The organism is Nakamurella alba (assembly GCF_009707545.1).
Lineage (GTDB): Bacteria > Actinomycetota > Actinomycetes > Mycobacteriales > Nakamurellaceae > Nakamurella > Nakamurella alba.
Genome location: NZ_WLYK01000011.1, coordinates 26,146 through 36,825, shown reverse-complemented (window position 1 = coordinate 36,825; position 10,680 = coordinate 26,146). Strand labels below are relative to the sequence as shown.

Annotated in this window: 12 protein-coding genes; 2 read left to right on the top strand and 10 right to left on the bottom strand. The window is 73.8% G+C overall.

Features of this window, described 5'->3' with window-relative positions:
- Window positions 1-25 precede the first annotated feature (25 nt).
- The gene (locus tag GIS00_RS22190; RefSeq protein ID WP_154770665.1) at window positions 26-556 is read left to right on the top strand and encodes a hypothetical protein; all 531 of its coding nucleotides are present in this window, start codon (window positions 26-28) and stop codon (window positions 554-556) included.
- 125 nt (window positions 557-681) lie between these two features.
- On the opposite strand, the gene GIS00_RS22185 is transcribed toward GIS00_RS22190, so the two are convergent.
- The 10 genes from GIS00_RS22185 to nadA all read right to left on the bottom strand — a co-directional run bounded on the left by GIS00_RS22185 (window position 682) and on the right by nadA (window position 9,854).
- A complete protein-coding gene (locus tag GIS00_RS22185; protein WP_154770664.1) occupies window positions 682-1,428 on the bottom strand; it encodes an SDR family oxidoreductase in 747 nt (248 codons plus the stop codon).
- Between the two features lie 38 nt (window positions 1,429-1,466).
- The gene (gene hisH, locus GIS00_RS22180; protein ID WP_407666909.1) at window positions 1,467-2,099 is read right to left on the bottom strand and encodes an imidazole glycerol phosphate synthase subunit HisH; all 633 of its coding nucleotides are present in this window, start codon (window positions 2,097-2,099) and stop codon (window positions 1,467-1,469) included.
- Window positions 2,096-2,248 (bottom strand): hypothetical protein, encoded by a 153-nt coding sequence (locus GIS00_RS28005; RefSeq protein WP_230314066.1) that lies wholly within the window; start codon window positions 2,246-2,248, stop codon window positions 2,096-2,098. The genes hisH and GIS00_RS28005 overlap by 4 nt, the downstream gene beginning before the upstream one ends.
- The gene (hisB, locus tag GIS00_RS22175) at window positions 2,245-2,856 is read right to left on the bottom strand and encodes an imidazoleglycerol-phosphate dehydratase HisB (protein ID WP_154770663.1); all 612 of its coding nucleotides are present in this window, start codon (window positions 2,854-2,856) and stop codon (window positions 2,245-2,247) included. The genes GIS00_RS28005 and hisB overlap by 4 nt, the downstream gene beginning before the upstream one ends.
- 10 nt (window positions 2,857-2,866) lie before the next feature.
- Window positions 2,867-3,994, bottom strand: a complete 1,128-nt coding sequence (locus tag GIS00_RS22170; protein WP_154770662.1) for a histidinol-phosphate transaminase — start codon at window positions 3,992-3,994, stop codon at window positions 2,867-2,869.
- The gene (hisD, locus tag GIS00_RS22165) at window positions 3,991-5,304 is read right to left on the bottom strand and encodes a histidinol dehydrogenase (RefSeq protein WP_154770661.1); all 1,314 of its coding nucleotides are present in this window, start codon (window positions 5,302-5,304) and stop codon (window positions 3,991-3,993) included. The genes GIS00_RS22170 and hisD overlap by 4 nt, the downstream gene beginning before the upstream one ends.
- Before the next feature lie 153 nt (window positions 5,305-5,457).
- Window positions 5,458-6,222 (bottom strand): carbon-nitrogen hydrolase family protein, encoded by a 765-nt coding sequence (locus tag GIS00_RS22160; RefSeq protein WP_154770660.1) that lies wholly within the window; start codon window positions 6,220-6,222, stop codon window positions 5,458-5,460.
- Between the two features lie 58 nt (window positions 6,223-6,280).
- On the bottom strand, window positions 6,281-7,213 hold the full coding sequence (gene nadC, locus GIS00_RS22155; RefSeq protein ID WP_154770659.1) for a carboxylating nicotinate-nucleotide diphosphorylase: 933 nt from the start codon (window positions 7,211-7,213) through the stop codon (window positions 6,281-6,283).
- On the bottom strand, window positions 7,210-8,856 hold the full coding sequence (locus GIS00_RS22150) for an L-aspartate oxidase (RefSeq protein WP_322098296.1): 1,647 nt from the start codon (window positions 8,854-8,856) through the stop codon (window positions 7,210-7,212). Before GIS00_RS22150 ends, nadC begins: the two co-directional genes overlap by 4 nt.
- A complete protein-coding gene (gene nadA / locus GIS00_RS22145; RefSeq protein ID WP_154770658.1) occupies window positions 8,853-9,854 on the bottom strand; it encodes a quinolinate synthase NadA in 1,002 nt (333 codons plus the stop codon). The genes GIS00_RS22150 and nadA overlap by 4 nt, the downstream gene beginning before the upstream one ends.
- 74 nt (window positions 9,855-9,928) lie before the next feature.
- Between nadA and GIS00_RS22140 the strand changes: the two genes are divergently transcribed.
- Entirely contained in the window at window positions 9,929-10,663 is a 735-nt protein-coding gene (locus GIS00_RS22140) for an NUDIX hydrolase (RefSeq protein ID WP_154770657.1), read from the top strand.
- Window positions 10,664-10,680 lie beyond the last annotated feature (17 nt).

Below are 10,680 nucleotides of genomic sequence, written 5' to 3'. Positions count from 1 at the left end.
CTCTCGCGACAAGGAGCAGCACCGCATGTCGGCTTCCCGACCGTTGATCGCCGCCCTCGGCCTCGCCGCCGCGGCCGTCCTGACCGCCTGCACCACCAGCACCGCCGGCCCGGCCCCGACCCCCCTGACGACCGCATCGTCGTCAGGGGGATCCGGGACCACCACGCCCACGTCGTCGTCCTCGACGACGACCGGCGGCAGCGATGCGACCTCGAGCAGCAAGGTGACCCCGATCCCGCCGGTCACCGCGCAGCACGAGATCCCGGCGGACAAGGACATCGACGACACCCCGGAGCTCCGGCTCTCGGTGCTGCTCACCGGCTGCGGGAAGACGGACGGGGGGTGGCGCGCGCTGGGCACCGCCGCCAACCCCGGCCGGTCCGCCGCCGACTACACGATCCTGGTCTTCTTCACCGACAAGTACTCGCGGGTCGTCGATTCCGCCGAGACCACGGTGAAGGTCGAGCCGGGCGCGAAGAAGTCGTGGCAGGCCGCCCAGAAGTTCGAGCCGCCCGCCGGGACCCAGTGCGTCCTCCGCGCCGTCTCCGCCTCCTGACCCCCCCTCCCGGCGCGAGGATCAACTTCGCCGACGCGTAGGAAGTTGCCGTCTTTGGGACGGGTGGGACGGTTGTCGCCACCTTCGTACGCGCAGGCGAAGATGATCCTCGCGCGGGGAGGGGTTCAGGAGGCGGGGGTCTCGTCCATCGACCACAGCGTCCACAGCGCGGTCCGCACCCGGCGGGGCTGGGCCAGCACGGTGACCACGGCGCCGGCGACGTCGGACGGCAGCAGGAAGGTGTCCTTCACCGGGTCGCCGGCGACCCGGCCGAGCCCGTCGGCGAACCCGGTGTTGACCGCGGCCGGGGCGATGGTGCTGACCCGGATCCCGCGGTGCCGCAGCTCCCGGTCCAGGGAGATCGCCAGCCCGACCTGACCGTGCTTGGCGGCGGCGTAGACGCTCTCGTTGCCGCCGGCACTGCCCAGGCCGGCCACCGACGCGACGATCACCAGATCACCGCCACCGGGCCGGGTGTCGAAGTGCCGGACCGCTGCGCGCACCGTCCGCACGGTGCCCATCAGGTTGACATCGACGATGGCGTCCAGCATCTCGTCGGCGACGTCGAGTATCCCGCCGAAGGCGCCGATCCCGGCGTTGCACACCGCGGAGTCGAACCGCCCCCACCTGGCCACCGCCGCGTCGACGGCGCGGTCCAGGTCCGCGGCCACCCGGACGTCGGCCTGCTGCACCAGCACCTGGTCGGCGGGCCAGGTCGCGGCGACCGCCGCCGCGGCGGCCGGGTCACGATCCACCAGCACCACCCGGGCGCCGGCCTCCAGCAGCAGGGTGGTGATCGCGGCGCCGATCCCGGCGCCGGCGCCGGTCACCAGCACCACGGTCCCGGTGAGATCCCGTGTCTCGACAGGCAAACGAACACTCCTCGATCGGCAGTGCAACAGCGACGGGCTCAGCGGAGCGAGGCGACCCAGCGGGACAGCACCTCGGCACCGGCGTCACCGGACTTCTCCGGGTGGAACTGGGTCGCGGACAGCGGGCCGTTCTCCACCGCTGCGACGAACCGGTCCCCGCCGTGCTCGGCCCAGGTCACGCTGGGCGGGGTGAACGGCTCGTGCACCTCCAGCTCCCAGCGGCGCACGCCGTAGGAGTGGACGAAGTAGAAGCGGGTGTCCGGGTCGAGACCGTCGAACAGCACGCTCTTCTCGCCCGGCTGCAGGGTGTTCCAGCCCATGTGCGGCACGATCGGGGCCTGCAGTCGCTCCACGGTGCCCGGCCACTCGCCGACCCCCTCGGTGCGCTCGCCGTGCTCGACGCCCTCGGCGAACAGGATCTGCATGCCGACGCAGATGCCCAGCACCGGCCGGGACCCGGCCAGCCGCCGGCCGATGATCCGGTCGCCGCGCACCGCGGTCAGTCCGGCCATGCACGCGGCGTACGCGCCGACCCCGGGGACGACGAGACCGTCGGCGGCCAGGGCCTTGTCGAAGTCGGACGTGACCTCGACCTGCGCGCCGGTGCGGCGCAGTGCCCGCTCCGCCGAGGCCAGGTTGCCGGAGCCGTAGTCGAGGACGACGACGTTCACAGCATCCACAGGATGCCTCCGGCGATGGCGGCGGCGGCGAAGACCCCGCACAACACCGCCGGCGGCCGGGCATCGGCCCGCCACAGCGACACCACGCCGCCGATCAGGAACCCGCCGAGCGCGATCAGCGCGATGGGCAGCCAGTTCACAGCACACCCTTGGTCGACGGCACCCCGGTGAGGCGGGTGTCCGGTTCCACCGCGGCGCGGATCGCGCGGGCGATCGCCTTGTACTGCGCCTCGCAGATGTGGTGCGGGTCCCGGCCGTACAGCACCCGGACGTGCAGGTTGATCCGGGCATGGAAGGACAACGAGTCGAAGACGTGCCGGTTCAGCACCACCGGGTAGTTGTTCCCGACGGTGAAGCCGAGGATGTTCTCCGGCTCGCCGGTGTGCACCGAGTACGGGCGCCCGGACAGGTCGACGGCGGCGTGCGCGAGGGTCTCGTCCATCGGGACGAAGGCGTCGCCGAACCGGCGGATGCCCTTCTTGTCACCCAGCGCCTGACCCAGTGCCTGGCCCAGCACGATCGCGGTGTCCTCCACCGTGTGGTGGGCGTCGATGTCGACGTCACCGGTGGACCGGACGGTCAGGTCGAAGGCACCGTGCACGCCGAACGCCGTGAGCATGTGGTCGTAGAACCGTACGCCGGTGGAGATCTCCACCTGGCCGGTGCCGTCCAGGTCCAGGTCGACCAGCACGGACGACTCGCTGGTGGTCCGCTCGATCCGGGCACGCCTGCTGCTCTGCGTCGACATCGCTTCTCTCTCAGACCTTCTCGACAGATCCCCGGGCGGCCCCGAGGACGGAACGGCTCACCTGCAGGAACCGGTCGTTGTCCGACTCCGTACCGATGGTCGCACGCAGGTACCCGGGAATTCCCACGTCGCGCAGCAGCACACCCTCGTCCAGGTAGCGCTGCCAGGTGGCCGGGGCGTCGTCGAACACCCCGAACAGCACGAAGTTGGCATCCGAGGGCACCACGGTCAGGCCCATCCGGGTCAGTTCGGCGGCCACCCGCTTGCGCTCGCCGACCAGCCGGGCCACCGAACCCAGGGTGTCGTCGCCGTGCCGCAGCGCGGCGATCGCCGCCGCCTGGGTCAGCACCGACAGGTGGTAGGGCAGCCGGACCAGCAGCAGCGCGTCGATCATTGCCGGCGAGGCGGCCAGGTAGCCGAGCCGGCCACCGGCGAAGGCGAACGCCTTGGACATGGTGCGCACCACCACGACCTGCGCCGGGAACTCGTCGATCAGCGCGATCGCGCTGGGCCGCTCGGAGAACTCGGCGTAGGCCTCGTCCACCACCACGATGCCGCGGGCGGCGCCGACCAGCTCGCGGATGTCCGACAGCTCCAGCGACCCGCCGGTGGGGTTGTTCGGGCTGGTCACGAACAGCACGTCCGGGTCGTGCTCGCGGATCACCTGCAGGGCCGCCGGGACGTCGACCGAGAAGTCGGCCAGCCGCGGCGCGGGCAGCCAGGTGGTCCGGGTGCCGGTGGAGATGATCGGGTGCATCGAGTAGGACGGCTCGAAGCCGACGGCCGTCCGCCCCGGACCGCCGAAGGCCTGCAGCAGTTGCTGCAGGATCTCGTTGGAACCGTTGGCGGCCCAGACGTTCTCGGCCAGCAGCGGCACCCCGCTGACCCGCGCCAGGTAGCCGGCGAGCTCACGGCGCAGCTGCACCGCGTCCCGGTCCGGGTAGCGGTTCAGGCCCACCGCGGCCGCGGCCACCGACGCCGCAAGGTCGGCGACCAGCGCCTCCGACGGCGGGAACGGGTTCTCGTTGGTGTTGATCTGCACCGGCACCGCCAGCTGCGGCGCGCCGTAGGGGCTGCGCCCGACCAGGTCCTCGCGCAGCGGCAGGTCGGACAGCTTCGCGCCCGCACCGATGGTCATCGCACACCGTCCGGGAACCGGGCGGACACGGCCTCGCCGTGGGCCGGGAGGTCCTCGGCGGCGGAGAGCGCCAGCACGTGCGGGGCCACCGCCGCCAGGGCCTCCTTCGAGTACTCCACCACCTGCATCTGCTTGAGGAAGGTGGTGGTCGCCAGACCGGAGGAGAACCGGGCGCAGCCGGCCGTCGGCAGCACGTGGTTGGACCCGGCGGCGTAGTCGCCGAGGGACACCGGCGACCAGCGGCCGACGAAGATCGCGCCGGCGTTGCGGATCCGGCGGGCGACCACGGGGGCGTCCGCGGTCTGGATCTCCAGGTGTTCGGCGGCGTAGGCGTCGGCGACCTTGATCGCGTCCTCCAGGTTGGCGCAGACGACGATCGCCGACTGCTGACCGGTCAGCGCCGCGGTCACCCGGTCCCGGTGCCGGGTGCGGACGACCCGGTTGATGACGGCGTCCTCCACCGCGTCGGCCAGCGCCTTGGAGGTGGTGATCAGCACCGACGCGGCCATCGGGTCGTGCTCGGCCTGGGACACCAGGTCGGCGGCGACGTGCTCGGGATCGGCCTTCTCGTCGGCGAGCACCGCGATCTCGGTCGGCCCGGCCTCGGCGTCGATGGACACGATCCCGCGCATCAGCCGCTTCGCGGCGGTGACGTAGACGTTGCCCGGGCCGGTGATGACGTCGACCGGCCGGATCGAGGTGCCGTCGGTGTCGACCGTGCCGTAGCCCAGCATGGCGATCGCCTGGGCGCCGCCCGCGGCGTAGACCTCGGTGACGCCGAGCAGTCCGCACGCGGCCAGCACGGTCGGGTCCGGCCAGCCGGTGGCCTGCTGCGGCGGGGAGGTGACGGCGATGCCGCGGACCCCGGCCACCTGGGCCGGCACCACGTTCATCACGACGCTGGACGGGTACACCGCGAGCCCGCCCGGCACGTACAGGCCGACCCGGCCGACCGGCACCCAGCGCTGGGTGACGATGCCGCCGGGGACGATCTGGGTGACCCGCTCGGTGGGGATCTGCGCCCGGTGACCGACCCGGACCCGGGTGATGGCCTCGTCCAGCGCGGCCCTGACCTCCGGGGCCAGCCCGGCGACGGCGTCGTCGATGACCTGCTGCGGCACCCGCAGGGTGGCCGGGCGGACGCCGTCGAACTTCTCGGTGGCGTCCAGCACCGCCTGCGCCCCGCGCCGCCGGACATCGGAGACCAGCGGTTCGACCTGGTCGATCACCGAGGCGACGTCCGCCGCGGCACGGGGCAGCAGCCCGTTCAGCGATCCCAGGCCCTGCCGCAGGTCGATCCGGCGCAGCATCCAGTTCTCTCCTTCGTTCCGGCTTCCGCGGGGCGACCACCGGCCGCACGCGCGGGCGTCGCCGGGCAGCACTCGGCCCCGCGATCCGGACACCAGCCTAGGACGCCCGCACACCCGGTTCCGCCACGGTGACCGCTCGAGCCCCCGAAGGGCTCAGCCGATGGTGGCGACGGCCACCCCGGCTGCCCCGGCCAGCCGTTCCACCGGCTCACCTCCCGGGGCCCAGATCCCGCTGCCGCCGCAGGCCGGGCCGCCGCCGGTGCCGCCGCAGTACTGGGCCAGCACCGTCCACAGGCCGAGCCGGGCGGCGGTGGTCATCTGGGACTCCAGCCGCGACTCCGCGCCGATCAGGAACAGCGCGCCGACCAGGTACGCCTCGGCGCCGGCGTGCGCGGCGGCGGCCGGGTGGCGCTCGTCGGCCGCGTCGGCGCACACCGACAGCGCGAGCCGGTGTCCGCCGATCGTGATCCGGCCGGCCGGGCCGCCGGTGCCGAACAGGCCCAGTTCCATCGGGGTGAGGTGCTGCTTGGAGTAGGCGTGGCCGACCCGGCCCTGCGGGTCGATGTGCAGCACGCCGATCTGCGGCAGGCCCGCGGCCCCGTCCGGCCCGGACACCGGCGCCCCGACGAACGCGTGCAGTCGCGCCGCGGTGCAGTCGGCGACCAGCGGCGCCAGCGCCGGGTGGTCGGCGTCCACCCGGATCCGGTGCAGGTCGATGATCTCCGGCTCGTAGCCGGTCAGCGACAGCTCCGGGAAGACCACCAGCTGCGCGCCGCGGTCGGCGGCGGCGGCCAGCAGTTCCCGGTGCTCGGCCACCGCAGCGGCGACGTCGCCGCCGTGCGAGTGCAGCTGCGCGGCGGCCACCGTCAACGGGGCGGGCGCGGCGGTGGAACCAGAGCGGCCGGACGGGAGTGCCATGCCCTGATCCAACCGCACCCTCCGGTGATCCACACGTGGGATCACCGGCACAGTGGGATCAGAACTTCTGCAGGTCCATCCCGAGATCGAGGACCGCCGCCGAGTGCGTCAGCCCGCCGACGGCCAGGAAGTCGACGCCGGTCCGGGCGTAGTCGGCCGCCACGTCCAGGGTCAGCCCGCCGGACGATTCCAGCCGGACCCCGGGATGACCGGACCGCACCAGTCGCACCGCGGCCGCGGTGTCGGCGACGGAGAAGTTGTCCAGCAGGATCAGTTCCGCGCCGACGGCCAGCGCCTCGGTCAGCTGGTCCGGGGTGTCCACCTCGACCTCGAGGGTGATGTCCGGCCGCAGCGCGCGCACCGCGGCCACCGCGGCGGTCACCGAACCGGCGGCCTCCACGTGGTTGTCCTTGATCAGCGCTGCGTCGCCGAGGCTCATCCGGTGGTTGACCCCGCCGCCGCAGCGGACCGCGTACTTCTCCAGGGCGCGCAGCCCGGGCAGTGTCTTGCGGGTGTCCCGGATGCGGGTGCCGGTGCCCGCCACCGCATCCACCCAGGTCCGGGTGGCGGTGGCGATCCCGGACAGGTGCCCGATCAGGTTGAGCGCGGTCCGCTCCGCGGACAGCAGCGCCGGCACCGGGCCGGACACCACCAGCGCCGGGACCCCGGGGCGCAGCACGGAGCCGTCGGCGGCCACCGACTCGACGACCAGCGTGTCGCCGAGCACCGCGTCCAGGGCGGCCAGTGCCACCGGGGCGCCCGCCAGCACGCCGGGTACCCGCGGGGTGATCGACGCCCGGCCGCGGGTGCCGGCCGGCACCGTCGCGGTGGTGGTCACGTCGGGCCCGTCGGCGAAGTCCTCCGCCAGGGCCCGGTCGATCACCGCGGCGACCGCGGCGGCGTCCAGCCCCGCGGCCAGCAGCGCTGCTGCGGTGGCCGCGGAGAAGGCCGCCGGATCAGCGACCGGGCGGTCCAGTGCCGGGGCGCTCATGCCGGGACCTCCTGCTGCCGCACGGCTCTCGCCCGGGTGACGAGCCCGGCCCCACCCAGCTCGACCAGCACCGAGGTGGACCAGGCATCGCTGCGCTCGGGGAAGTCGGTGCGCACGTGGCAGCCGCGGCTCTCCTCCCGGGCCGCCGCCGCGGCGAGCAGCGCCGCCGATGCCATCCGCAGGTTCGCCGCCTCGACCGTCTCCCGGGTCGCCGCAAGGCCCGCCGGCACGGTGCCGTCGCCGGTCGGGTCGCCCAGCACGGTCGCCGTGGCCAGCCCGAGACCGTCGGCGTCCCGGCCGATCCCGGCCCGCGCGCTCATCACCAGCTGGCGCAGGCCGCGGTCGGCCGGGTCGACCAGGGTCGGCGCCGGCACCGTCCCGTCGTTCTCGTCCGGGGTCGGCGACCCCGCGGGGTCCCGGCCGATGGCCGCCGCCGCCCGCTCCCCCAGGACCAGGCCCTCCAGCAGGGAGTTGGAGGCGAGCCGGTTGGCACCGTGCAGCCCGGTCCGGGCCACCTCGCCGACGGCAAACAGGCCGGGGACGGTCGTGCGGCCGTCGAGATCGGTGAGCACGCCACCGCAGTGGTAGTGCGCGGCCGGCGCCACCGGGATCGGCTGGGCGGTCGGATCCACCCCGGATGCCAGGCAGGCGGCGTACACGGTCGGGAAGCGGCGGCGGAAGGTGGCCGCCGGGATCCGGGTGGCGTCCAGGAAGACGTGGTCGTCGATGCCACCGGGCGCCTGGGCCAGCCGGCGGGTGACGGCCAGCGAGACCACGTCCCGCGGGGCGAGGTCCTCCATCGGGTGCACCCCGGTCATCACCCGGGCGCCGGCACCGTCGATCAGCACCGCACCCTCGCCGCGCACCGCCTCGGTGACCAGCGGACGGTGACCGCGATCGGCCCCGCCGCTCCACAGCACGGTCGGGTGGAACTGGAAGAACTCGACGTCGGCCAGCGCCGCGCCGGCCCGCAGCGCCACCGCGAGGCCGTCGCCGGTGGCCACCGACGGGTTGGTGGTGACGGCGTAGAGGTGCCCGGCGCCGCCGGTGGCCAGCACCACCGAGCCGGCACGGACCGCGCCGACGGTGCCGTCCGGACCGAGCACGCTGACCCCGCAGGCCCGGCCGTCGGCCCGGCGCAGCACGTCCAGGACCACGTGGTCGGCCAGCACCGTCGGCAGGCCGCCGGCGGCCAGCAGCGCGCGCTCGATCTCCGCCCCGGTGGCGTCACCGCCGGCGTGGATGACCCGGCGGGCGGAGTGGCCGCCCTCCCGGGTGCGCAGCAGACCGTCCGGCCCGGCGTCGAACGTCGCACCACGGGCCCGCAGCCGGCGGATCGCCGCCGGTCCCTGCTCGATGACCATCGCCACGGCGGCCGGATCACTCAGGCCACCGCCGGCGACCAGGGTGTCCTCGATGTGCGCGCCGATGCTGTCGCCCGGGTCGCGCTCGTCGGTGACGACCGCGACACCGCCCTGCGCCCACTGGGTCCCGGCCTCCTCCGGGGCGCCCTTGGTCAGCAGCAGCACCGACCGGCCGGCCGCGGTGAGGTCCAGCGCGGCGGTCAGCCCTGCCACACCGGTGCCGACCACCACCACGTCCGTGGTGGCCTCCCAGGCCACCGGCACCCGGCCGGCGGTCACTCCCCGCCTCCGGGATTGCCGATCTCGATCATCCGCTGCACCGCGCCGCGGGCCTTCGCCGCCGTCTCCGGATCGACGTCGACCTCGTCGCGCAATTCCAGGAGCGAGCGCTCCAGCTTCTCCGGGGTGATCATCTTCATGTACTTGCAGGACGCCCGCTCGTTGACCGGCAGGAACTCGACACCCGGTGCGGCACGCCGCAACTGGTGGATCATGCCGATCTCGGTGGCGACCAGCACCTGCCGCGAGGTGGACCGCGCGGCGGCGGTCACCATGTCGCCGGTGGACAGGATCTTCACCCGATCCTCCGGCACGGCGCCCGCGCCGGCCAGGTACAGCGCGCTGGTGGCGCAGCCACACTCCGGGTGGATGTACAGCTCGGCGTCCGGGTGGCCCTCGGCCTGGGCGCGCAGCTGGTCACCGTTGATGCCGGCGTGCACGTGGCACTCGCCGCCCCAGACCTGGATGTTGTCCCGGCCCAGCATCCGGCGCACGTGGGCACCGAGGAACTGGTCCGGGCCGAACAGCACGGGGGTGTCGGCCGGGATCGAGGCCACCACCTCGACGGCGTTGGAGCTGGTGCAGCAGATGTCCGTCTCGGCCTTCACCGCGGCGGTGGTGTTGACGTACGACACCACCATCGCGCCGGGGTTCTCGGCCTTCCAGGTGCGCAGTTCCTCCGCGGTCAGCGAGTCGGCCAGCGAGCAGCCGGCGGCGGCGTCCGGGATCAGCACCCGCTTGTCGGGCGACAGGATCTTGGCCGTCTCGGCCATGAAGTGCACGCCGCAGAAGATGATCGTCGACTGCGTGGCGGTGGCGGCGACCCGGGACAGCGCGAGCGAGTCACCGACGTGGTGCGCGACGTCCTGGATCTCCGGCAGCTGGTAGTTGTGCGCGAGGATGACCGCGTCGCGCTCCTCCGCCAGGGCATGGATGCGTTCGGCCCATCGGGTCCAACCCTCGCGAGAGCTCAGGTCTGTGGTGATGGCACTGGTCATGACTCGCTCCGATCGCTGGGTGGGCGCTCGCCTGGCGGTGGCGTCCCCGAGGTTTTCGACTTAGGATCGAAAACATGCCCCATCGTAGCAGGTCGTCATCCGGTGGTCATCCGGCCGACACATCGGTCGAGGTGCTGGCCGCCGTGTTCACCGTCCGGGCCCCGGTCGCCGCGCCCGGCGGCGTGCCGGAGGTGCACGTGCTGCTGTGGCAGCGGGCGCTGGACCCGGACGCCGGCCGCTGGGCGCTGCCCGGCGGGACGGTGCTGCCGGACGAGGACGTCGACTCCTCCGCCGCCCGGCAGCTGGCGGCCAAGGTCGATCTCACCCGGGTCGCCCATCTCGAGCAGATCGGCGTGTTCTCCGACCCGGACCGGGTGCCGGACGCCCGGGTGGTGGCCACCGGCTTCCTCGGCCTGGTCCCGCTGGACGCCGACCCGGTGCTGCCGCCGGACACCGCCTGGCACCCGGTGTCCCGGCTGCCGGACACCGCGCTGGACCACGGAGCGATCGTCGGCCGGGCGGCGGACCGGCTGCGCGCCAAGCTCTCCTATACCAACATCGCCTTCGCCCTGGCGCCGGCCGAGTTCACCGTCGCCGAGCTGCGCCGCATCTACTCCGCGGCCCTCGGGCACGATGTGGACCCGACCAACCTGCAGCGGGTGCTCACCCGGCGCGGCATGCTCGCGCCCACCGGCACGACAGCCGCACCGGGCCCGTCCGGCGGCAGACCTGCTGCGCTGCACCGCTTCACGATCTCCGATCTGCGGGTGACCGACCCCTTCGCGGCCTTCCGCCCGCCGGAACGCTGAGCCCGCGCCGGCGAGCC